Here is a 26,193-nt window from a genome sequence, read left to right as displayed (position 1 = left end):
GTCTTTGAAAGGAATCGGGTTGGATGTGGGAAAGCACGGGCGCGAGGAGTATGAATGGATAGCAGGAAAATGCTCCTAATTAAAGTTGAAGAGTTGGAGCAAAGAGTTTGTGTAGAGGAAAAAGTCTGGGAATGAGTGTTACTCTTTTCTAAGAGTAAAGTTAAAAGAAACGCTTGACTAATAGCTTATATATATAGTATCCCAATAGACATCCTATAGTATCTGCTACAATATCCAATGTTTCCATAGATCTGCCCAACCCCATTTCTTCCTGCAGAATTTCGGTAAGGAATGCATAGATAAGGATGATCTGAAAAAAATATGAGAATTTTATTTTGGGAAATGCAGCAATGAAAGAGAAACCTAAAGCTGCGAATATACTTAGATGTAAAATTTTATCAATACCACTGAACATGAACCAATATTCATGGTTCTCTTCTCCGGGTTTGAGAAGCATATAAGTAAGAAATGCCCAATAAATGGGCAATATCTTACTAAATATTTTTGAAATCTTATCCAATGATAGCTTTGTAGTCATCTGCAGAAAGTAACTCAGACTGATCTGCCCCATCAGCAATTTCCAATTTGATAATCCATCCGTCTCCATAAGGATCTGTATTTAACAGTTCAGGCTGAGCTTCTAATTCTGAATTGAACTCAATAACCTTTCCAGCAATAGGTAAGAATAGATCTGAAACAGTCTTTACCGCTTCTACACTTCCGAAAACATCTCCTCCATTAAGATCATCATCTACAGTATCTATGTCTACGTATACGATGTCTCCAAGTTCTCCCTGAGCGAAGTCTGTAATACCGATTGTAGCAACGTTACCTTCGATCTTGATCCATTCGTGATCTTTGGTGTACTTTAATTCTGATGGTGTGTTCATTTTTTAATTTTTATTTTGTACAAATGTATTCAAAATTCTAAAAGGTTCAAAGCATAAATAAGTAACTTGAAGAAATTTCGAATGAAAATAAAAAATCGCTGCTAGTGCAGCGATTTAAAGAAAAAGATTATTTTTTAATGATCTTACTAGGATAGCTTTTGCCTGTTGAGTCTATAAGTGTTACCATATAGATACCTGCAGGATATTGAGATAAATTGACCTCAGTAGTATTAAGTAATAACACTTCTTTCGTTATTATCTTTTTAGCATCTATAGAATATACTTCTAGTGTCTTGAATTTTTTACCATTAAAATCAATATTCAGGATGTCTTTGGTAGGGTTTGGATATAGTTTCACTGTCCTATCAATAATAAACTCCTGGTTTAAGTTACCATCATTTAATACAATTTCTCCATAATATGGTTTATTTCCAAATTTCCCTATAGTCTGCTTAAGGTATAGCGTTTCATTTGGTGTTTCTGTAGTTTTGGGATTAAGCATATCATCAAATGTAAGAGAGCATTCAGGAATATCTGCAGGCAGAGGAGCTTGTGCTTTTGCCGTAAATTCTATCCCGGAAGTAGCAGAAACACTAAAGCCTGGTTTCATTACAACAGAATATTTCCCGTGTATAGTCACACTCTTATAACCTGTCAACTTTTGTGTTTTATCATCTAAAATTACAGTTTTGGCATCATGTGTGGTGGTATTAAAATCATATCCAAAGTTAAAAGACCTGTAAAAAAACATGTTCAAGTTGGTCCCAGCTAAATTTCTAAACTCTTCTCTTCCATTAACAACAACACCCGCGCTAAAATTGTAATTATCCAATTTTTTTGGACGATGATAAGCTGCTGGATAAAATACATTATCATTATATCTAATATATGGATGCGCTAGATAATCGACTTCTCTAATACTAAACATTCTACGCTTTGGACCAGCACTAATATTATAATAATCATCAGAACTGATTATATATTTGTTGTCAAATGCTCCAATATCTTTCCATTTAAGTGGGAAATTTTTGTCCTTTATCCAATTTCCACCTCCATCTTTTATAAAATTCTGATAATAGTGATTTCCATATTCGGTAGTCGCAGTTGATGTCCATCCCACTCTAGTTAATTTAATAATCTCATTATCTTTCATGATAAAATTAGATGCTGAACCATATACATATTTAAAATCTGCCGGCATTGTAATATGAGAAGAGGTAGCTGAATTTCCTGATAAACTGACTTGCATAAGTTCATAAAATCCAATACCATTGGTATTTTTGTAGACAATATTATATGCGTCATCTGATTTTTTTAATACAAATAGAGGATCACTTCCTCCGTTTGTTCCAGGAGCAGATAAAAATTGATTTGACAATGATGCCTTCAAACTAAAAGCAGGTGAATTTGAAACAAGACTATAAATATCAATTTTATTTTGTCCTGATGGTTGTATAAAAACTTTATCCCCTACAATTTTTGTAAATACATTGGAAGTTCCATTTGGTATTGGATTGGCATCCATTGACCAGGTACCATTTTGCTCATTATAAAAACATGAATATATTTTATTTACAGAATTTGAATTGTGACTTGCAGATAACATCAAATGCCCACTATCAAAATCATAATATTTTGAAATATTAAAATTCAGCTGATCATTAAAAAGTGTTTTATAATTTTCAAATACAAGTTCATTATTTACTATTTTAAAAGACTGAAGTTCGTATGTTTTATACAAGTCAAATGCAGCATTCCTTCTCCAAACTTCAATAAGAATATGAACTCTATCATTAGTAACTCCTACAACATCTATTATACAATCATGAATTTGGCCAACCGTTCCTGGATTTTGTATCGTTATTTTTGCAGGTTTTATATATTTAATTTTATTACAATCAACTATCTTATATATTCCCCAAAGCTGGAACTTAGATAAAAAATCATTTATATTAAAATAGTATATATTATATAAATTTTCACTTATGGCAAATGTATTTTGGTTTGCAGACATGACTGATTTATAATAATAAAAATTTGTATCAACCTCTTGCAGGGAATTATGAGATCCATTATTTTCTCTTAAATACATTTTTTTACCCCATGTATTGGCTGGAAGAACTCTTTCTCCGTTTAGATCAATAGGCTCGTCTTCCCAATTTGTGGGCTGAGTTCCTCCTCCCGGATCAAAAATAGCGGGCGCACCAACTTGAATGCTATAAGCTCCAGATGGGCAATATGGTCCTATAGATTGTACATTTATTCCGCTAGGGTTCAGCCATGGGGACAGGGTATAATAATTATTAGAAAATCTTGAATAATAAGTAAACCATTTATTACTATAAATATCCGTATTATTACAATTAAAATAGTTAGGGTTAGGACCTGTTGATAGAGATCCTATTAATCTATCAGAACTGTTAAACAATGGAGATCCAGAGGAACCTTTCTCTACAATACCATTCCTCCATGAGTTTTGTAAGAATGTTCCTAACAAATTTGTGGGCCAAGGAACTCCATAATAGCCCAATAATCCAGATTGTAGTATAGGTACATTATTCATAACAGGATTTAATTCCTGAACCATAGATATTTTTTTCGCGTCACCTTTAGGATGATGTACTGAATATGCATTTGTAGGATTTACCGAATATGCGTTAGGATTGTTATCCCAGCCTGCATAACAAATTTTATATTTAGCCAAGTCAGCTGGTGTTCCATTCAATAATATTAAGGCATAATCTAAAGAAGTAGCAGGACTTTGAGTCAGCAAGGTAGATCCAAAAACAGAATTATTAGATAATGCAGCTGGAGCATCAGCACCAGTACTTGTACAATTTAACGCTTCGTAATTAAATAAAGTGATTAATTCTTTACTCCAGTTTATATTATTATTGGCAGCTTCATATCCTATGCAATGTGCAGCTGTCAAAAAATAAGGTTCTCCATTTTGCGCAGTATTGTTCATTAAGTTCCCAGAACAACTTGCCGAATATTTGTGTGTATTAGTTCCCCACTGATATATCGGATATAGCATTAAACCAACAGATTTTATATTTCTTGATTTATTATCTACTGCAAACACACATGCAATATTCTTATGACAATTGCCTGCTGTGCCATATTCGCCCCCATAAAAATCTGTAAAGGAGTGAATAATTTTCTCCGTAACTAACGAAGGTTTATTGTTACTATTTATAGGATAAGAAAGTTCAATATAAAATGTATTTCCAGGTATAGGCTGTGTTCCAAATTCTAATCCTTTGTTCGTGGCATCCGGATTATTTTTATTGTTAAACTCTCCTAATATAAATCCATTTTCTGCATATAGGAAAAGCTTACTATCTTCTGGTAAAAGATATTTCTTAAAATAGATTTGTAGTGCTTTAGCATCTGAAGACTTAATCTTATATAAATAATAATATCTTCCATCGTACTCAATCCTATTGCTATCATTTGCAATATTAATTTCTTTATAAACAGCTTTACCGTAAATATTTTGGTTTACATAAACTTCATCTTTCAAACCAGAAACCTCATCTATGATTTGCTGATTATTTATTCCCTCTGTTCCAAAAGTTTTAATATTCTGTTTAAGCTGTAACAAAGGAATAGCCTCACCGAGAGCGTTCTTATATTCTTCTCTGGTTGTAATACGTCGTTCGGAAACTAGTTTTTCATATAAAAATGGGTATCCGTTATCCCCTACTTGAGATTTTACAAAATTCAAGCAGAATAAAAAAACTATAATTAAATATTTCATCATTTGCTTTTATTTGATTTTTTCAATTCTTCAATTTCTTCTGCCTGCTTCTTCAATTGCTTATTTTGTTCAATCACATAAAGGGTTAATTCTTCAATCTTTTGTAAAAGCTTAATCTGGAATTCCCCTACATTCACTCCTTCTTTTTCCATTTCTTTTGCCGAAGCAATTTCGGGTAGGTGCTTTTTTTCTTTGATATGCTTCTCAATATTTTCTAATGCTGGTAGATTATAATTTTCATCAAATACAAAATCAGCAGTAGGGGTTAGTGTTACCTTTAATTCTTTAGCTTCAAATTTGCCCTGTAATAAAGCATTTCCATTAGGTTTAATGGCAAGTTGTACTTTCTTGTTTGTGATAAAATTAATCGCTCCAAAATCCGGGGTTGTAATTTCATTTTCAATATTAAAGTCACCATAAGTTCCGTATCTGAAGCCATTGCCTGCGTAGGTAGAATTTACTTCCAGATTAGCAGCAGTACTATTATATGCTAAACTGACTATAGCGCTCCCCCCGGTTGGCCCGAAAGATGTAAACTTTCCTAGAACCAAATTTTGGTTATTTATATTATCCTGAGCTACATGCAATTTTGCATCGGGACTAGTAACTCCTATTCCCACATTCCCATTAGCCTTAATTCGGATGCTCTCAATATTATTAGATTTCAAAACCAAAGGTTGATTATCCGTAGTCCCAATGAAATTATTGGACGGATTAGTCCCTGAATTTCCCGTGGTATTCCAAGTTTGGGCAAATGTAAATGATGATACTAGTAATGCAATTGAAAATAATTGTGTTTTCATAAATTATAATTTGATTTTTAAGTGCAAATTTAACATTTTAAAACCAGCTAAATCACAATTAAAAGAATTATAATAACTCTTTCCTATAATTGCTGATTTTTAATTAATTTTATACAAAAATATTTCACAAAAGCGACAAAACATGTCGTATTAAAAACTTATATTATAATATAAAAACAATATCCCTTTCTAAAAGAAAGGGATATTGTTTTTATGAGTTTATTATTTTAGAATCCGCCTCCGGAATCTCCGAATGTAAATGTGGCAGAAATACCTGCTCTCACTGTAGACAGCGGGAATGCTGTGGAGATCTTATACTTTGAGGTCATCTGTTCATAGAATACTCTCAGGTTCAGGTTTTCGGAAACATTGTAGTCTGCGGAAAGTTTGATGTTCATCAGTCTTTGTCCTCCTGTAACCTGGGCATCATTTAACAGGATATTCATAATGGAAGTCTTGCTGTCTCTTAATGAAATATCTCCTCTGATGTTAAGATCACTTCCTTTTCCTCTTGTTCCTCTTCCTCTGATATTGGCTGTTCCCAATCTGAAGTTTCTGACAATATATCCAAGTCTTACTACATATTCCGTATTGGCATCTTCAGTAAGCGTCTGATTGACTAATCCCAACACCATCATTCTTGTTTTGTTATACTGTATTCCAAACTGCATATTATTTCTCATGGTAACATCAACCCCAATAAGCGGAGAGAAAGATTCTACATATCCTACCTGTGCAAATGTATATGGATTGATTTTGTCCCCAGCGTTTTTAATTACATTTCCTGCATCATCCACTGTCTGGTAATATCCATTCGGGTTACCGTGATAATCTACATTGCTTTGGATGCCTGTTGCTGTATATGTTGCCGTATAACCGTGTAAAATATCAAACTTGGTGAACTGTCCACTGATTATAGGAATATTTTTTAATCCCGAATACGTAATTCTCCAGTTGGGTAACGGGAAACCTGCTTTTTTAGGATTTGTCATTGGTGTCACAGATTTTCCTTCCATAGCTGCTCTAAATGCAGGGATCAATACATAAGCATTTCCAATACTGTAATGCGGAGCAAATCCATTGTTGTCCAATACCGCTCCCGGGCCTCCCAACTGTTGTGAAAGTGCTCTTGCATTTTCTCTGATTGCCTGATAAACTGCCTGTCCATCTTTAAATGATGTGTTAAGAAGTACTGCAGAGTTGGAATAGGTTATCATTTCACTGGCAAATGTAAAATCTGTATCAGGAACCCCACCATTGGTATAGTTGAATCCTGTGTGTGAGAAGTTACTATTAAAAGTATGTAACACATTAAGATCAACTCTTAAATCGTTCATTGGCATCATCTGTAAGTCTGCTCTCAATTCTTTGGTAGACATTCTTACATATGGATCTGTCATATAGTTGGAACCACTTACCCATCCGTTTTCCATTACTGTTCTCCTGATATCCGCCTGTGATCCTAAAAGGAACCCTAGTGTTGGCCCTCCCAAAGTCTGTCCGTATCCATACCAGTTTGGAGCTGATATTAGTCCCGGAAGTACTGTTCCGTTTGTTTCGTTATAACTTACGTTCAACTGTTTGAAAGAGGTAAGGAAGAATGCTGCACTTTGAAGTGGAGTCAGTTTATTTTTAAACTTATACTTTTTGTATCTGTATCTGTTTTTCTCCCATTGCTTAGTATACACATTGTTCAGAGAGTCCATCTCCTGTCTGCGCTTCTGAAGTTTGGCATTTATATTTTTGAAATAGTTAAACTGACCAAAGAACTTCGGAAGATCCGCTGAGGCTGTTGCCTGGATAACATTGGTATTCTGTCCTACAGATCCTAAACTTGCAGTCTGATTCGTATTAGGATCTACAAATCCAGTCAAAGAAGTAGATCTCGCCGCCCAGTTATAGGTAAATCCATATCCTACTTCTGCATCAATGAAATCCAGATAAGGTAAATACTGGAACGGCAGTTTGTAGTTCAACTGTGCTCTGTGGTTATACAATACCGGTCTTCCGGCTCTGAATACATTCCCGAAGATCGATTTGTTATCCATTGAATTTACATCCAGATTGTCATTAAGAGTTCTGGTTGCAGAATTTATTTCCAGTTTTAATGATTTCGTGAAATTGAATCCTAATCCATACTGCCATCCAAAGAAGAAATTTCTGTTTCTGATCGCATCGAAATTACTGTTCATGTCACCATTAAGGATAGCTTCCACATTTCTGAACTCAAGCTCGTTGTAATTTCTGTCGATTTCAGTTCTGAAAGATATTCTTGTAGGAATCGGATTAAAATTGAATTCTTTCACCCATCTTAAATATTTCGTAGACTTCGCGGTATCACTGATCATTTTATTGAAAGGTTTGATTACCCACGGCTTAAACGTGTAGTTATAATCAACATATCCTCTCAGATACTGTCTGTAATTTCTCTTGGTATAGATATCTCTGAAATAATCATCGTTATAAACAGCCGTTACCGAAACGTTTTCGATGTCATAGAACTTAGGCTTTTTATTTGGATTTACTCTCTCTTTATGCATATTCACAACCCCTATACTTCTCTGTTGAGTATACGTTCTCGCCACTTTTTTCAACTGCTCCCTGTTGGGTGCCTTACTGAATTCTACGTCAGTATCCAGAGGATTATATTTCGGATCTTCAATCGTCTGCGAGTAAGAATAGTTTAAAGGAATTTTCACCCCTGTTTTTTCAGGAAGGAATTTATCTACATTGATTGCGGTATTGATACTGAATGCCGACTGAGTAGATTGTGTTCTTTCCGCAGGTTTTGAATCTATATTTCCGAAACCTACTGATGTATACGAAGCATTGGCATTCACTGTTGCCAGATCTCCCATATTGAAGTTTAAGCTGGCATTTCCTGCATACCCTCCATCATTTTCAATTTCAGAAAGACGGATTTCGTTTACCCAAAGAACCCTTGTTATAGTGGAAGCTCCTCTTGGGTCAGAATTCCTCACCCCTATCATAATGGTGGTTATATTTCCTAAGCTTGGTCTACCTTTGATATAAATATTTTTATAAGGTTCCTGATATCCCAGATCGACTGTTCTATTAGTAATTGCAACCCCTGATTTATCTCTTCTGATTTTAGCATCTACAAAGTTCTGAACATCAAAATCGACCTCATTTTCCAGTGGCCAGATCTCCATTGGAGCCGTCGCTGTAGTAGGGGTCATTTTTAAAGATGATTCATACTCATAATAGTTATCGGTAGCATCGCTTCCGAAACGAATAAAGAATTTTGTTTTCTCATCAATTCCAGTAATAACATTGGATGGATCGTGAGCATGTACAAACAACTTCAGCTTTTTATATCTTCTCATATCCAAAGTCGTATTTTTGAACACTCCTCTTGCCTCAGTTTTAAGGTCTGTTACCTTCATGTAAAGTGAAGCTTCATTTTGTCTTTGTGCCCCTGCGTTTCCGCTTAATACCTGTCTGTCAATTCCCGGAGGCAATACATAAGGAGGTTGATTCAATGCATTCTCTTCAATATTCACGCTTCCTACCTCAAAATTCGGGTCTGTAACAACGCCTACACCCTCTCCTGAACCTGGGATATTTGTGCTGGCAATGTTACTAGTATACTTTCTCCAGTCTGATCTTACAAGATCCATTGTTCCGAATCTCAGAGTAGAGGTCTGATCAAATCCTGCAAGCATCAATCTTGCAAATCTTACGTTATTTAATACTTCATCTTCGTGTGTTCCTTCAGCTTTATCATAATTTGCTACAGGAATTCTAAACAGGTACCATTTCACATCTGCAGACTGCCCGTTCTGGAAAGTTGCTTTTACTGTTTTTACATCTACTATATTGTTTCCTCCCAATGCTAAACTTGGCTGATCAAGCTTGATCACATACTGATTATAGTTTTCAGTCTGATCAAGGTTGTAATCTTTATTGATATCTTCGGCATCCGGAGTTTGTGAAGCTACGTTCAGTGAGTTTGCTTCTGAATTTCCTTCCGGGTTTCTGAAATACTTGTATCGCTCCACCACTGAAGCAGCCTGGCTTCCTGTAAATTTATCAGAAAGATAGAATACGAAATCATCCACTGCAGGGTCAGCAATATTGGTTACCGGGTTTACAAAAGTATTTCCGAATCTCATGGCTTCCTGATCAGAAGTAAGACCATCATATCCGGCATCCTGTACTCTTCTGTCATCTCCTTCTGTGGAGAATGCATATAAAATTGGCGGTTGTTTTGGCTGTATCCCCCAGTTTGAATTTGTAGTAGAAGAGGGTGTACCTGGAGTTGGCAGCCCGTTTTCATACTGCATTTTCCCGTCCTTCAATACATCTTCAGAAACGTTTCCTAAGTGAAGTAAAAGTTTTGGATCAGTACCCAGTGTTTTACCATCTGCGTATGGATCCATCATCCAGAATTCCACATATTCAATGTTTGAAGTAACAAAGTTCGGAACGCTGATGGATCGCATAATCCCCGCCCATCTGCTTTGTGCCTGTTCTGTTACCGGATTTACGTTGTAAGGTCCTTTTTCTTTAGGGAAATATGAAATATCGAAAGTATTCGTAAAAGTTTGTTCTCCCGCTACAAAATCTCTGTTGTTGTATATTTCAGAATATTGTACTCTTCTGGAAGCGTGGTTGGATACAGACTGCGGTGTAATTCCTGCAGGTGCTTTTCCTCCAACACCCCAGAATCTAGGGTCGATATTATACCATGTTAATAGTCCTCTTCCATATCCACTTGTTATATCATCATTTCCTGGTATTGTATTAAATGGTGGCAATGTATTTTTTTCCGGTTTTGAAGCTAAGCTCCATGCTGCTGGTTCTTTTAATGATATTTTAGACGTTGTTTGTTCAAAATCGTCAATGTAAGACTGGTTATTGGTTCCTTTATTCAACCCTGGCATCAGATATGCAGCTTCCATCTTGAAGTTTAAGTTGGATGGCGCTTCTGTTTTTACCATCGGAAGTTTATTGGTAAGCCTTGTCAGATAAGGAGCCTGATTGTTGTACATCAAGTTGATCCCTGCCATGGTATTATTTACCGCTTCCTGTCCGAAGTTTACTTTTTGGGTAAGTGGAGACTCTGAATAATTGATCACTGTTCCTCCTAAGATAAAGTTTTCACTGAATCTTCTTTCTAAATTTAATCCTAAGAATCTTTTTCTTTGGGTATTAAATGTCAATTGGTTTTCTAATGAGATATTGATCGCCTGTCCGGACTGCTTTACATTTTCATTGATGATGGTAACAGTCCCCAACATATAATCTACCGTATAGTCTACACCTTCTGTAAGCTGTACTCCATTTGCAGCTACTTTTACTGATCCCTGAGGAACGTTTACTGCACCTAAAGATATACCCTGACCCTGAACACCTTTATAACGGCCTTCCATTGTATACCTCTGTGAAAGGTTACTGGCTGACGCTTGTTGTTTTTGTTTGGTATAAAGATCCTGAAATACATATTGAGGATCACTTGTACCTAATTTTGCTTCCAGAAATTTACCGAAAGGCTGTACTTTGGTAAAAATCACTCTTCCCGTTTCCGGTCTTATCGTAATCCCATTGACAAAGTCGAAAATACCGTCTCCTTTACTTCCGTCTTTATTGTTCTGGATATCACCGTTCATGTTGAGACGATCCCAGTTGAATAACTTCAACAAATTCTGATCTTTTACAGGAGTATCCGGAAGGTAGTTTACCTTACCTCCTGTCTTTGGATCTCTGTAATATACGTTGAGAATAAAGCCATCAGGAGCAACCTGTCCTGCATCTATAGAATAGATATTCTTCATCATCAAATCCCACATCGGAGATTGAGTGTTCACCTTATTGTTTACTCTCAGTACTTTGGTGATCAACACTGGGCTTTCTTCAGAAAACTCCCCTACTTTGTAGATTTTATTGCTTCCGTTAACAGTATATGAATAGGAAACAGCTAAAAGCTGCTGGTCATTAAGCTTTTGATTTAAGGAGATATATCCTAATTGCGGTTGAAAGGTAAATTCATTAGCATTCAGCTTTCTCGCTTTTGTAGCAAGAACAAATTCTTCTCCGTTATTGTAGGGAGTAGGTGTTCCCGTGAAGACATGCCCTTGAAAAAGAGCATTGTAATTTTTCCCTGCTTCTCTTGTTCCGGCTACTGTTGACACCTCATCATATAATCCATTCAGAGAGTTATCCGGCAAAGTAATTCCCCCTGCGGCTTCTCCCAAATCTCTTATCCCGATAATACTCTTCTGGTAAGCCAGATTACTGTTTCCCTGATCCAATACCCATACTTCCATTCTGGTAATATTGATGGTTGAATTGATCTGTGGATAATTAAGTAACGCATCATCATACTTGTTCAGGAAATAATGTCCTAAAAAGTAGTGCTGATTTTCTTCATAGTCAATAGCGTTGACTTTAAAATTATTCATAACACCGCCACCCTGCACTACAATATTACGGGCTTCTCCCTGCTGTTGGGAAAGGACAACCGTTCCAAATGTTTTTCCAAGCTGAAATTCTGTCTTCACCCCAAACAGCGATTGTGAACCGCGGATCAAACTGGTTGAAAGCGGCATATTTACGTTACCAAATTCAACTCTTTTGATGATTTTATCTTCTCCTCCTTCGTTGGGTTTATCAACATTTCCAAGACCTTTACTTTGAAGATCTTTCCAGCTTCCTTTTGCCTGCCAAACAAGATTCATTCTGTTTTCAAAGGCAAAACCACTCTGGGTATCATAATTGGCCTTTAACTGAAGGTTTTCACCTACTTTACCCAATAATCCCAACTGAATTCTCTGATCAATATCAAAAGTGAAACTTGTCCTGTTTTGTGGCAGGATCATCGGGTTATCTATCTTCTGATACAGTCCTGCAAAATCCAGGGATGCATACCCTGAGGGAATGATTTCTATTTTATTACCTCCGAAAATCGTTTCGAACAGTCTGTTATTAATCAACAATGAAGGGATAAGTCCCTTCTTTCTTGCATCAGATCTGTCCCTTCTGAAAAGAAGGTTGTATTTATCAGATTTCTCCTTGTAATAAGCTTTTGTCTGGGTGGCAAGCATATATTCTTTATATTCTTGCGGAGACATGGCTGTGGGAGGGCCTGTTATGGTATTTCCGATTTTGGGATACACATAGTACATCCCGGTTTTTATATCGTAATAGGCTTCATACCTCGTAGGGTCAGCCACTTCATATTGTTTTCTTATAATTGCCGTGTCTTTTTGTACCTGCGCAAAAGCGCTGACAGACATACACAGGAACGACAGGAACAAAAATATGTTAAGATGCTTACTATTTGCCACCAAATGTTAAATGTTTTTTAAGATTTGTTTAACCAATTCTTCTACCGAGATGCTTGGATTTTGTTTTATAATTCTATCCGCAATCTTCTCGCTTGCTCGTTTAGGAATCCCTAAAACTTCTAATGCAGATAACGATTCTTCCTTAATTTTATTATCTACCATCACAGAAATGTTCGCGTTTGGATCGCTGTATTTCTGTACTTTATCTTTAAGATCTACGATAATTCTTTCAGCAGTTTTCGCACCAATTCCTTTTGCTTTTTGAATCAGTGCGCTGTTTCCGGAAAGTATTGCAGAAGCAATCTCATCAAGGCTCAATGTTGACAGCAGAATCAATGCTGAAACAGCCCCCACTCCATTAACGCTTATTAACAGATTGAACATTTCTTTTTCTGAACGTGTGTTAAATCCAAAGAGAAGATGAGCATCTTCACGGATGATCTGCTGTATAAATAAGAAAGTTTGCTGATTTAAAACCAGCGTCTGTGAAGTCATCAAACTGATTCCCACGTAGTAACCAACTCCTTGTACATTGATAACTGCGTAGGTAGGCGTAAGTTCTTGAACATTGCCTTGTAAAGAAAATATCATTATTAATTTTTAAAACTCCCAAATATAGCAATTTAAACTAATTAATGTTTTCATTTAACGTGCGAATGATTTTTAACTTAAATTTCAAATAAGAATTCAATGAATTAACATAAAAGCAAAAGACTCCAAAATATGGAGTCTTTTATTATATCTACAGGGTTTAAAGTGTCATTTTTAATAAGAAAATCTAATCAGAGGTTAGTGATTACTAATTATGATTTAATTTTCAGATTGATTTCTTTTCTCTTCTTTGAGCATCAAGAACCGCAATTGTAGCAAGGTTGACGATCTCATCTACGCTTGAACGCATTTGAAGAACGTGTACCGGCTGTTTTAATCCCATTAAGATAGGTCCGATAACCTGCGCTACTTTCATTCCTCTTATAATTTTGTAAGAAAGGTTGGCACTTTCCAGGTTAGGGAAAATAAAGGTATTGGCTGGTGTTGTTCCTAATTTTGAGAATGGATAATCGCTCAGGTGGTCTGCATTCATTGCAAAATCCGGCTGAATCTCACCATCTACGATCATTTTAGGGTATTTCTCATGAAGGATGCTCACTGCTTTAGCCACTTTCTTGGAAGTTTCAGAAATGGCAGCAAAGTTTTCAAACCCAAGCATTGCAATTCTTGGTTCTATAGCAAAAGATTTTACTGTAAATTCTGCCATTTTAGCAATATTCACAAGATCTTCAGAGGTAGGATTCTGATTGATGGAAGTATCTGCGAAGAAAATAGGTTTCTTTTCAGACAGGATCATCATCATTGCCGCAACTTTGTCTACTCCTTTATCTTTTTCAATAACTTCCAAAACAGGACGTAAAACTGAAGTATAGTTTTTAGAGAATCCTACGATAAGACCATCGGTATCACCATGTTTCAGCATAAGAGGTCCGAAATAATCTCTCTGACGAACATATCTCTTCGCTTTGTACTCGTTCATTCCTTTTCTCTGACGAAGTTTCCAAAGGGTTTCTCTATATTTTTTTCTGTTTTCTTTCTGATCGTCATCACTTGGATCAATGATTGGAACATCCAGTGTAATTCCGTAACGTTCCATCTGCTCCTTGATGTATTTTTTATCTCCCAGAAGACTTGGAAAAGCAATTCCTTCTTCATAAAGAATTTGAGCTGCTTTCAATACGTTATATTCTTCAGCATTTCCAAGGGTAATTCTTTTCGGATTGGATTTGGCACGGCTCTGCATCATTCTTACCAATCTCTCATCTCTTCCCATTCTGTCTAAAAGCTGGTGCTCGTATTCTTCAAAATCCGTAATGGTTTTTCTGGCAACACCACTTTCAATAGCTGCTTTCGCTACAGCGCTTGATACTTTTGTGATCAGTCTGTTGTCAAACGGCTTCGGAATGAAGTAATCTCTTCCGAATTGCAGATTCTGAACGTTGTATGCTAAAATTACAGCTTCCGGTACCGGTTCTTTTGCTAAATCAGCAATCGCGTGTACGGCAGCCAGTTTCATTTCTTCATTAATTCCTGTAGACTGTACATCCAATGCTCCACGGAAAATATAAGGGAATCCTAATACGTTGTTTACCTGGTTAGGATAATCACTTCTTCCCGTTGCCATGATTACATCTTTACGAGTTTCAAGAGCAAGATCATAAGCAATTTCAGGATCAGGATTAGCCAGAGCAAATACGATAGGATTTTCGTTCATGCTTAATAACATTTCCGGAGTCATTACATTTCCTTTAGACAATCCTACGAAAACATCAGATCCTTTTACAGCATCCTCTAATGTTTCAATATCTGTCTGAGCAATGAAATCTAATTTTTCAGGCGTAAGGTTTTCTCTTTTATGATTGATAACCCCCTTACTGTCACACATCAGGACGTTTTCTTTTTTCAATCCTAATGAAATATAAAGCTTGGTACATGCAATAGCTGCCGCACCTGCTCCATTGACTACCATTTTCACTTTATCTATATCTTTATTGGCAATCTGCAGAGAGTTGATCAATGCTGCTGCTGAGATAATAGCGGTTCCGTGCTGGTCGTCATGCATCAAAGGAATATTCAATTCTTCTTTCAGTCTTTGTTCTATATAAAAAGCTTCAGGAGCTTTAATATCCTCAAGGTTGATCCCTCCGAAAGTGGGAGCAATACCTTTTACGATTTCAATAAATTTATCCGGATCTTTTTCATCGATCTCAATATCAAATACGTTGATATCTGCAAAGATCTTGAACAAAAGTCCTTTCCCTTCCATTACCGGTTTTGAAGCTTCAGCACCGATATCTCCCAGTCCAAGTACCGCAGTACCGTTAGAAATTACTGCTACCAGGTTTCCTTTCCCTGTATAATCATACACAGTTTCCGGTTTATCATGAATTTCCATACAAGGAACAGCTACTCCCGGAGAATAAGCCAGTGAAAGGTCTCTCTGAGAAGAGTGCGGCTTTGATGGGATCACTTCAATTTTTCCTTTGGGTTCTGCTTTATGATAATCTAGCGCGGCCTGGCTAAAGTTCTTTTCGTCACGATTGTTGTTACTTGACATAAAATTTTGTTTTTTGTTAAAGTATATATTTAATGTGGTAATCTACTAAGCTTTCAATTGGTTTCTGCACAACATGTCCCACATTTAAATTAAGTTCTGTAGCTACAGAACGCAGTATATTTTCATAATAATAAGCAATAGAACCGATGAAATTGATCTCGGCATCTTTTGCTTCCTCATAAGGAAGAACCTGATATTCAAAGAAACTTTTCATTTCTTCAAACACCATATCCCTGAAATAAGGATGATCTTTTCTTTCGATCACAAATTTGGTGAAGTTTGCCAAATATGCATTTGGTCTTGGGGTATGATACATATTTTTCAATGCATCTTCTACGGTAAGCTGGTAATTGGCTTCAAATTCTGTGTGAAGGTCTGAAGGCAGTTTTTTCATAAAATACCTGCGCACCAATTGCTTTCCAATGGCACTGCCGCTTCCTTCATCCCCAATCAGGAATCCCAGTGAAGGTAATTCTATCTTCAGATTTTCGCCGTCAAAAAAACAGGAATTTGATCCTGTGCCAAGAATGCATACGATAGCAGGTTTTCCACTGTATGCTGCATAGGCTGCAGCCATCAGATCTTCCTTTACAGTAATTTCTGCTTTTCCAAAAACTTTCGTGAGTTCTTCTTCTATGGTTTCACAGTTTTTTTTCACACCACATCCGGAACCATAAAAAAAGACCTTGGTAATTGAATTTTTAACCGATACCAGATTGCTATTTTTCTGTATCTCAGGAGCGATAAGTTCTCTGTTGATAAAATTCGGATTGAACCCGATTGTTTCTGTTTTCAGAAAAACTTTCTTAAAGTCATCAAGTATTACCCAATCCGATTTAGTAGAACCACTATCTACAATAGCAACCATATTTTAGATTTTAATTTAAGGATGCTAAATTATGAATTTATCTTCAATTAGCGTTTATAAACAACCTGGAAGCTGTCTAAAATCATGAATGTTTAATCTGTGTTTTTTTTTCGTTGAATTGCAATAGCCAATCTTCTATTTCATCTTCCAGATAGGAAGTCTGTAATACCATTGCATTGATAAAATCATCAGGCACTGGTTCTCCTTTGGAGTTTTCGAGATTCCACAATTCATCTGACATATTTTCATATTCTGAATACACTCTTTTGAAGCGGGAATTTTCTTTCTCAAGAGCTTCAATATTTTTCTGTTGAAGCTGGAATTTTCTGTATTTGTTTTGACTTTTCATACAAATATTATTAATAATTGGGTCATAAAATGTAGGGGTATATGCTCTTAATCGCGCACTACAAGATAGAAAAAACCATCAACACAAGAAGTTGAAAATGAATTTATTATCAGGTCATTATTACATCATTCTGAATATTAAAATTAGAAATAATTTTAATTAAAAAAAATATTTTAACAACTTTTTTCAGTGTTTAACATATAGTTATAAATTTGCATACTCATATTGTGAAGCTTTGGCATTATTGGTATTCTAAAATGGTTATTAACAGCCGGGATACAGTAAGGTCTTTATATTCTGAGATATAAATCATTTCAGTTTTATACAATATGTATTTATATTTAGTTTTTATATTCATTACATGAAAGAAATACTCTTACGCCAGAAACAGGTTCTGTTCTTCATCATTGCAGGAGGGCTGAGTGCCGTTGTAGAAATAGGCAGCTTTAAGATTTTCAGCACCTATCTTCCGCATTTCTTTGCAAAGGAAATCAACTTCCATGGTGTACATTATCCTTTAAGCAACATTTTTTCTACGAGCTGCGGGATTATTACCAATTATTTCCTGAGTATCTGGTTTGTGTTTGAAAGAGGAAAACACTCCAAGAAAAAAGAGTTTGCTTATTTCATGGTAGTCTCCTTCTTTTCAACATTACTCAGTCTTGGTTTTTTCCAGGTATTTTACAGTTTCATATTTAAAGATAATATCAATTTATTTTTTTATACCTTGAGCCCGGAAATGATCAGTAAAATTGCAGCAATATTGCTGGTTTCCATTCTGAATTATTCGGTAAAAAAGAAAGTAATTTTTAACGGTTAGGCTGTGACAAAAATTTTAAATTATCTCTGGAGATTCTGGATGCTGCTGTTGGCATTTTTTCTGACAGTTACTATTGGAATCCCTGTCTATATTTTATCCTTTAACAAAAAGCATTATAAGTACGGTTATAAACTCGTCAGAATCTGGTGTTTCGGAATGTTTTACGGAATGGGTTTCAGATATGATCTCATTAAACTTTCGGAACAGAAGAAAGACAAAAGTATTCCTTATGTTTTTATCTCCAATCATACATCCATTATGGATATTATGCTTACCTGCATTCTATTTCCGGATCATCCGATATGTTTTGTAGGGAAAAAAGAACTGGTAAAGATTCCTATTTTCGGGACTATTTATAAAAGGATATGTGTAATGGTAGACAGAACGAGTGCAAAAAGCCGTGCGGATGTATACCGGAGATGCGCTGAAAAGATGGAGGAAGGCAACAGCATTGCTATTTTTCCTGAAGGCGGCGTACCGGACGATACTTCTATAATCCTGGATGATTTTAAAGACGGAGCATTTATCCTGTCCTCAAAACATAAGTCTCCTATCGCTGTTTATACCTTTATCGGACTCAAGGAAATGTTCCCTTTTGAAAACTCAAAAGGCTATCCCGGAAGAGTAAAGGTGTATTTTAATGGAATCATTGAGCCTACCAATTCGCCAAAAGACTTAAAGGCAGAGGCTTACCAAGTTATTAAAAAAACTTTAACAGAGCATTCTATTTAAAAGAATTAGCTATATTTGTTTGCGAAATTTTCAATAAAATATGTCAAAGACCAACCAACCGACTAATTACCCGGCACTTTACACACTTGTACTTGTATTTTTTTTCTGGGGGTTTATTGCTGCCGGCAATAGTATTTTCATCCCTTTCTGTAAAAACTATTTCTCTCTTGACCAGTTTCAGTCTCAATTAATAGATTTTGCTTTTTATACTGCTTATTTTCTGGGAGCCTTACTGCTCTTCATATTCAGTACTATAAAAGGATTTGACATTATTGGCAAATGGGGTTACAAAAAGAGTATTGTTTATGGACTTCTCCTTTCTGCCATTGGGGCCGCAATTATGATTATTGCTGTAAAAAGTAATGTGTATTACGGAATGCTTATAGGCCTTTTTGTAGTAGCATTAGGTTTTTCAATACAACAGACTGCCGCCAATCCATTTGCGGTGCTACTGGGAGATCCTAAAACCGGAGCCAGTAGACAGAACCTTGCAGGCGGTATCAATTCTTTCGGAACATCCATCGGGCCCATTATTGTAGGACTAGCTCTTTTTGGAACTACTGCTACGGTAGACGATGACCAGATCAAGCATTTGGCCCTTGATAAGGTCATTCTGCTTTATACAGCCGTAGGAGCCCTATTTTTAATTGCAGCAGGAATCTTTTATTTTTCTAAAAAGCTTCCAGACGGTATTTCTACTGAGCCTATGGAAAAAGCTGGAAAAGCAAGAAAAACATTGGTTGCAATGACAATACTTGTTATTCTATTCTTTATCCCTGTATTTAGCAGCTATAATTCTGAAGAGGCTAAAAACATCGAAAGAATAGGGAATGAAATATCTGTTCTTGATAAAAGTATAAAAGAAGAAACTGATGCTGTAAAAATTGCAGAGTTCAGTACACAGATTACCAATAAAAAGACAGAGCTTGAAACCATAAAGCACCCATTGGAAAAAAAGAGAATGATCTATCTAGGAGGAGCATTACTTTCTGTGATCATCTGTCTTGTATTCGCTAATACGAGTGCAAAGAAAAACTCTGAGGGTTGGGGAGCAATGAGATATCCACAGCTTGTTCTTGGAATGATTGCAATTCTTTCTTATGTAGGAGTGGAAGTTGCCATAGGAAGTAACCTAGGGGAACTTTTAAGCATGAAAGAATTTGGTGGACATCAGTCTTCAGACCTTGCTCCATATATTTCTATGTATTGGGGAAGCTTAATGATTGGAAGATGGACTGGTGCAATTGCTGTTTTTAACTTAAATAAGACTCAACAAACCATAGCGACAATTGTAGTCCCCTTTATTGCATTTTTGGTTATAATCGGGATCAATACGCTTGCACAAAAGGATATGTCACACCTTTATTTCTATGCGATCTGTGTTGCTATCCAAGTTATATTATTCTTAATAAGCAAAAATAAGCCTGCTGTAACATTGATTATCTTCGGTTTATTTGGAACAGCTGCTATGATCACGGGATTACTTACTACTGGCAATTTTGCTATCTATGCATTCCTTTCTGGAGGACTCGCCTGCAGTATCATGTGGCCGTCAATTTTCACCTTAGCTATAACAGGGTTAGGAAAATATACAGCACAAGGTTCCGCATTCTTGGTTATGATGATCTTGGGAGGAGGTATTATTCCTCCACTTCAGGGAAAACTTTCTGATATTATTGGTATTCACAGTTCATACATTATTCCTGTGTTTTGCTTTGTGTACATTACTTTATTTGCATATCTGGCAAAAAAATCTTTATTTAGACAGGGAATTAATGTTGATGTTTTAGAATCCGAAGGTGCACACTAAAAATAAACTACATATATATAAAAAGAAAAGGTTTTGGGCAGGTGTATTACTTGCCCAATTTCTTTTGTTTTATGTCTGCTCAAAATCCGGAGTGATGATCTCGTTTTTTGAAAGCTTTTTTGAACTTCAGAAAGAAACGCACCAGGCATTGTTCAGCTGGATTCCATTTTCTATAGGGGATCTTATATATATTGTATTGGGTGTTTTCCTTTTGTATTATTGCATCAGCCTATTCAGGAAACAGCGAAGACATGGCTCTATGCTTAAAATTCTGATTATCATCAATATTTTCTACTTTATCTATCAGGCTTTTTGGGGAATGCTGTATTTCCAGACTCCTATTATCAAGAAGCTTTCAAGCCAGAAAGAACCTGATGTGAAAAGGGCCAAACAATTGGCTCTTTCTTACCTTGAAAAATGTAGGGTAACCAGACAGTCTGTCCGGGAAGATAGTAAAGGAATATTCATCATTACAAATCTTGATTCTATACAACAGGAAATCCTGCGTCAACAGTCAAAACTGCCTTCTTATATCTCGAATAAAAAAGCCCCTCAGATTTTGGATATCAAACCAAGTTTATTCAAAAATGTAATGAGCTTTACGGGCATTTTGGGGTATTACAACCCCTTCACTGCAGAAGCTCAATATAATTCTGAACTGCCTCATACATTCATCCCTTTCACAACGGCGCATGAAACTTCTCATCAGCTGGGTTTCGCCAGAGAGCAGGAGGCTAATTTTGTGGGATATTTAATAGGCGTTCATTCCAGTAATCCTGAGTTGAGATACAGTACTGAGTTTTTTACTTTAAAAAGCCTTTTAAGGTTTATTGTAGAGGAAGATCCTGAGTTCGTAAAGAATGTTCTTCATCAATATTCTCCTGCGATGAAAAGAGACCGGATGCATGAAAAGAATTTTGTGCTCAGTCATCAGGGCTGGCTGGATGATTTTTTTGGGTACACCAACAACCTCTTCCTGAAAAGCAATCAACAGGAAGGTTCTGTCACCTATTCCTACTTTATAGATCTTCTTTTAAACTATGAAAAATAAATAAAAAAAAGAATCGTATCAGGCGATACGATTCTAAAAACACAAATGATGAAAAAAAATTTATTACCTTGACTTGTTCCCTCATTCAAGGCGATGTAAAAGTACGACATATTTTATAAATACAAAAACATTTCTATCCTTTTTTAAAACTTTATGAAAACTTTATGATTTTTTAAGTTTTTTTGAGTTCATACTACGACCTTACAGATCATAATTAAAAGTGCTATTTAATACAAAAAACACCACCCAACCCCATATAACCTATTAAATATTTACAAAATCAAACATTTGTTTAAATAAAAAACATTCTATTTTTACCCGGTTTTTGTAGTTTTAAAAAATGGAGTTATCCGCTTTATTTCATATATATTTCTAATATTTTTATACCAAAAATTTCAAGATTTTTGATTAAAAATAATAGCCTTTATTATTCTAATCTGTCCTCTTGCTTTCCGCAGGAATTTAATGTAAACTATACCATTTGAAAAATTCAGTAGTCTGAGCCAAAACTTATGTTGTATCAAATAATACTTCTACCCTAAAACAGTTATAAACCGCAGAATTTTATTATAAATATCATATTTCAGGATTCAGTTTGGAGTCCTATTTTGTGAAATAAAATATTGAAAGTCAAATCTAATCTACCAACAGTCGCTTATATCTCACTAATAAAAGAAAAAATTTTTTGTATATTTAAAACATCTGTGTATTTTAGATAAAAATATTAACATGATTTTTGACAGACTAATTAACCACCTAAAACTCGATAAACAGGAATTCATTTTCCAGTTCAACTCACATCCCAATTATCCATCTGCACTGGCTTTCAGTGACACGCTCAACTTTATGGGGGTGAAAAATGACGCTTATGAACTTGACAAAGAATATTGGGACGAACTTCCGGAAGAATTTATTGCTATTGTTGAAAATTCATTTTCACTCGTAAAAAAGTCAGGAAGCAATTATTCAGTATATTCAGAAAAAGCAAAAACCTTCGGTAAAGAAGAACTTTATACCAAATCAACTGATTTTGTACTGTTGTTTGAAAAGGCAGAAAAGACAGAAAATAAACTGGCCTTCAATTTTAAACCGGTTCTTTATTTAATTTTCGCGGCTGTTCTCGCCTATTCATTTATAAGCCAGACTATTTATGAAGCCCTATTCAATCTTCTTTCCCTGGCTGGAGTCTATATTTCACTGGAAATCTTCAATCAGAAATTCGGGAATACATCTACCGTAATCGGAAGTATATGTGGTGGCGGAGGTACAGCTGCCAGCCAGACAGTCAACTCATGTGATAAAATTATAAAGCAGGATAAGACCAGTATCTTAGGGTTAAAATTTGCAGACTTTTCCCTGATCTATTTTGCAGGACTTACCGTGCTGGGATTATTTTTACCGGCTACAGCTTATATAGTAAAAGGATTCACCTTTGTTTCTGTACTTGCAATAGGGTATTCTCTATACATTCAGGCTTTTGTAGAAAAAACGTTTTGCAGAGTATGTCTTTTGATTATTTCAATCCTTGCAGCACAAATAGTTGTAAGCAGTTTATTTTTCGAAAACCTGTCTTTCAGTATAGGAACACTTTTATTAACTGTCATTTTATGGGCTCTGGTATTCTCTGCTGTTATTTACTTCAATACACTTCTTGAACAAAAAGAGGCTCTCCAAAAATCTAATGCGAAAAACCTTAGATTCAAAAGAAATTATGAGCTGTTCAAAAACCAGATGGAACAGAATCCCAAAATTGAATTCCAGGATACTGAGACTTTTGCTGTCGGGAAAAGAGATGCTAAACTTCGTATTTCTATCATATCCAATCCATATTGTGGTTTCTGTAAAGATGCTCATAAGCTGGCAGAAGGCCTTTTGGAAAAATACCCTGATAATATCTCTTTACAGATGAGATTCAATTACAGCCCCGAAAGAGCTCCAGAAAAATACACACAGCTTATTTCAGACTTAACTCATATCTACCATAACAAGCCTGAGAAGGAATTTCTGCACGCTGTAGAAGAATGGTTTGAAACTAAGGACGAAAGCAAAATAAATGCCCTTTCCGGAGGAAATACAACATCGGAAAACCTGAATCCATTAGTAGAGATGTCTGCTGAAAACAGTAATGCAGGATTAAACTTCACCCCAATCTTTATCATCAACGGATACCAATTCCCTGACAAGTATGATCGCGAAGATATTTTGTTTTTTATTGATGAATTAATAGAAGATGATGAGATTTAGTAAATAAATACCATCCATTTGAAAATTTCACTATCTTAGGAAAAACAAAAATAACATCTGATAAGGTGTAAAAGAGCAGAAAAACATTGATAAATGGGACTATTTGTGGTTTACCATTTCATTGAAATATAATTGAATTAAAGTAAATGTCGTCACCCGCTGGCGGCATTTTATAATGAGTAGTAGTTTTGAAAAAAAAGTTTCCTTTTTATAAGCAACCAGATACCAAAGACTGCGGCCCTACATGTCTCAGGATCGTAAGTAAGTATTATGGTAAAAGTATATCCCTGCAGCAGATTCGTAATCTTTCCGAAACAACACGTGAGGGAAGCAGCCTTCTTGGGCTAAGCGATGCGGCAGAAAATCTTGGATTCCGGTCAATGGGAGTCCAGATAGATTTCAATACCCTCACAGAAGAGGTTCCTTTTCCTTGTGTAGCACACTGGAATAAAAACCATTTTGTTGTTGTATACAAAATTGACAAAAAGAACAAAGTATATATTTCGGATCCCAGCTATGGACTGATCACGTATACAAGAGAAGAGTTTATCAAATCCTGGATCGGAGAAAATGCAAACGAAAATACAGAAGAAGGAATTGTTCTGATTCTTGAAACAACTCCTGCATTTTTCCAGACCGAATTTGATGCTGAAGAAAGTAAGGCCAGCTTTACGTTTCTTTCCAAATATCTCCTTAAATACAAAACACTTGTCATCCAGCTGGCCATAGGGCTTCTGGGAGGAAGTTTATTATCCCTGATATTCCCTTTTCTTACCCAAAGTATTGTAGACGTCGGGATCCAGAACCAGGATATTAATTTTATCTATGTGGTTTTACTTGCACAGATTATGTTATTCCTTGGAAGAATGGGAATTGAAACCATACGAAGCTGGATTCTTCTCCATCTTTCAGCAAGAATTAATATTTCCATCATCTCCGATTTCTTTATCAAACTCATGCGACTTCCGATAAGTTTCTTTGATACGAGAATGACCGGAGATATCATGCAGAGGATAAATGACCACCACAGAATCGAGCAGCTGCTTACCAGCTCATCATTAAACACTTTGTTCTCACTGGTGAATCTTATTATCTTCAGTATTGTTCTGCTGTTTTATGATTACAGATTATTCATTGTTTACCTTGTTGGGGCGGTATTGTATATTGGCTGGATCAGTTTCTTCCTGAAAAAGAGAAAGGAGCTTGATTACAAAAGGTTCTCTCAGGTCTCTCAGGAACAAAGTAAAGTGATTGAGCTTATCAACGGTATGCAGGAAATTAAAATGCATAATGCTGAAAAACAGAAACGATGGGACTGGGAATTCCTTCAGGTAAAACTGTTTAAAATCAGAATAAAATCTCTTTCATTAGAACAATGGCAGTCTGTTGGAGGTAACTTTATCAACCAGATGAAAGATATTCTGGTAAGTTTCCTTTCTGCAAAGCTGGTTTTAAGCGGAAACCTTACGTTAGGGATGATGCTTTCTGTACAATATATTATTGGACAGCTAAACAGCCCTCTTCTTCAGCTTATCGACTTTATCAAGCAGACTCAGGATGCTAAGATTTCCCTTGAAAGATTAGGGGAAATTCATGATAAAGATGATGAGGAGGATAAAAATGAGCAGTACGTCACAGATGTTCCAAAGAAAGACATTGAGATCAAAGATATGTCATTCCGTTATATTGGTTCTGATGTTCCGGTTTTTGAAAATTTGACCCTTACGATCCCTTATCAGCAGACTACAGCTATTGTGGGAGCCAGTGGAAGCGGAAAAACAACCCTGTTGAAACTGTTAATGAAGTTTTATGATCCTGACCAGGGTGAAATCAGAATCGGAAGTACCAATATGAAGAATATTTCGCCAAGATACTGGAGAGATCATTGCGGAGTAGTAATGCAGGAAGGCTATGTATTCAACGATACGATTGCCAATAACATTGCTGTAGGTGAAGATCATATTGACAAACAAAAACTGAGACGTGCTGTAGAAATTGCCAACATTAAAGAATTTATTGAAAGCCTTCCATTAAGTTATAATACGAAAATCGGGAATGAGGGTGTTGGTGTCAGCGGTGGCCAGAAACAGAGACTCTTCATTGCAAGAGCTGTTTATAAATCTCCTGAGTATATTTTGTTTGATGAAGCAACATCAGCATTGGATGCCAATAATGAGAAAGTAATCATGGAAAACCTTGAGCAGTTCTTCAAAGGGAAGACAGCAGTGGTTATTGCCCACAGACTTTCTACAGTAAGACATGCAGATAAAATCATTGTACTGGATCAGGGGAAAGTTGTAGAAGAAGGCAGCCATGCAGACCTTGTAGATTTAAGAGGAGAATATTACAGACTTGTAAGAAACCAGCTTGAATTAGGAAGCTAGCAAACCTATAGCGGAACCGAAAAGCATATAGAGTAGGAAAAACAAAAACTAATATTAATC

General features: G+C 35.9%; 15 protein-coding genes. 6 read left to right on the top strand and 9 right to left on the bottom strand.

Annotated elements, in window-relative coordinates:
• Positions 1-160: 160 nt before the first annotated feature.
• The 9 genes from FW781_RS21490 to FW781_RS21450 form a co-directional block, all read right to left on the bottom strand.
• Positions 161-487 (bottom strand): VanZ family protein, encoded by a 327-nt coding sequence (locus FW781_RS21490; RefSeq protein WP_228720257.1) that lies wholly within the window; start codon positions 485-487, stop codon positions 161-163.
• Positions 488-512: 25 nt separating this feature from the next.
• The gene (gene gcvH, locus FW781_RS21485; RefSeq protein ID WP_047373847.1) at positions 513-890 is read right to left on the bottom strand and encodes a glycine cleavage system protein GcvH; all 378 of its coding nucleotides are present in this window, start codon (positions 888-890) and stop codon (positions 513-515) included.
• A 127-nt stretch (positions 891-1,017) separates the two neighbouring features.
• A complete protein-coding gene (locus FW781_RS21480) occupies positions 1,018-4,656 on the bottom strand; it encodes a trypsin-like serine peptidase (protein WP_149389293.1) in 3,639 nt (1,212 codons plus the stop codon).
• On the bottom strand, positions 4,653-5,456 hold the full coding sequence (locus FW781_RS22715; protein WP_228720256.1) for a cell wall anchor protein: 804 nt from the start codon (positions 5,454-5,456) through the stop codon (positions 4,653-4,655). Before FW781_RS22715 ends, FW781_RS21480 begins: the two co-directional genes overlap by 4 nt.
• Positions 5,457-5,683: 227 nt before the next feature.
• Complete coding sequence (gene sov / locus FW781_RS21470; RefSeq protein ID WP_149389300.1) at positions 5,684-12,715, bottom strand: T9SS outer membrane translocon Sov/SprA; 7,032 nt, start codon at positions 12,713-12,715, stop codon at positions 5,684-5,686.
• Between the two features lie 57 nt (positions 12,716-12,772).
• Positions 12,773-13,357 carry a Holliday junction branch migration protein RuvA gene (ruvA, locus tag FW781_RS21465; protein ID WP_047383069.1) on the bottom strand — a complete coding sequence of 195 codons (585 nt, stop codon included), beginning with the start codon at positions 13,355-13,357 and terminating at the stop codon, positions 12,773-12,775.
• Positions 13,358-13,583: 226 nt separating this feature from the next.
• Entirely contained in the window at positions 13,584-15,875 is a 2,292-nt protein-coding gene (locus tag FW781_RS21460; RefSeq protein WP_149389292.1) for an NADP-dependent malic enzyme, read from the bottom strand.
• Between the two features lie 16 nt (positions 15,876-15,891).
• The gene (locus FW781_RS21455) at positions 15,892-16,743 is read right to left on the bottom strand and encodes a BadF/BadG/BcrA/BcrD ATPase family protein (RefSeq protein ID WP_149389291.1); all 852 of its coding nucleotides are present in this window, start codon (positions 16,741-16,743) and stop codon (positions 15,892-15,894) included.
• An 82-nt stretch (positions 16,744-16,825) separates the two neighbouring features.
• Positions 16,826-17,092 carry a hypothetical protein gene (locus FW781_RS21450; RefSeq protein WP_149389290.1) on the bottom strand — a complete coding sequence of 89 codons (267 nt, stop codon included), beginning with the start codon at positions 17,090-17,092 and terminating at the stop codon, positions 16,826-16,828.
• Between the two features lie 361 nt (positions 17,093-17,453).
• On the opposite strand from FW781_RS21450, the gene FW781_RS21445 reads away from it, so the two are divergent.
• From FW781_RS21445 to FW781_RS21420, 6 genes are all read left to right on the top strand, one after another.
• Positions 17,454-17,912 carry a GtrA family protein gene (locus FW781_RS21445; protein WP_149389289.1) on the top strand — a complete coding sequence of 153 codons (459 nt, stop codon included), beginning with the start codon at positions 17,454-17,456 and terminating at the stop codon, positions 17,910-17,912.
• A gap of 3 nt (positions 17,913-17,915) precedes the next feature.
• Complete coding sequence (locus FW781_RS21440) at positions 17,916-18,644, top strand: lysophospholipid acyltransferase family protein (protein ID WP_172625780.1); 729 nt, start codon at positions 17,916-17,918, stop codon at positions 18,642-18,644.
• A 40-nt stretch (positions 18,645-18,684) separates the two neighbouring features.
• Positions 18,685-20,454: an MFS transporter gene (locus FW781_RS21435; protein ID WP_149389288.1), complete on the top strand. Its 1,770-nt coding sequence runs from the start codon at positions 18,685-18,687 to the stop codon at positions 20,452-20,454.
• A gap of 94 nt (positions 20,455-20,548) precedes the next feature.
• Positions 20,549-21,505 (top strand): DUF3810 domain-containing protein, encoded by a 957-nt coding sequence (locus tag FW781_RS21430; protein WP_228720255.1) that lies wholly within the window; start codon positions 20,549-20,551, stop codon positions 21,503-21,505.
• Positions 21,506-22,234: 729 nt separating this feature from the next.
• On the top strand, positions 22,235-23,749 hold the full coding sequence (locus FW781_RS21425) for a vitamin K epoxide reductase family protein (RefSeq protein WP_149389286.1): 1,515 nt from the start codon (positions 22,235-22,237) through the stop codon (positions 23,747-23,749).
• Between the two features lie 188 nt (positions 23,750-23,937).
• Positions 23,938-26,133 carry a peptidase domain-containing ABC transporter gene (locus FW781_RS21420; protein ID WP_149389285.1) on the top strand — a complete coding sequence of 732 codons (2,196 nt, stop codon included), beginning with the start codon at positions 23,938-23,940 and terminating at the stop codon, positions 26,131-26,133.
• The last annotated feature ends 60 nt before the right edge of the window (positions 26,134-26,193 follow it).

This window comes from Chryseobacterium panacisoli, from assembly GCF_008274625.1.
Taxonomy (GTDB): domain Bacteria; phylum Bacteroidota; class Bacteroidia; order Flavobacteriales; family Weeksellaceae; genus Chryseobacterium; species Chryseobacterium panacisoli.
This window is presented reverse-complemented; position numbering and strand designations above follow the sequence as displayed.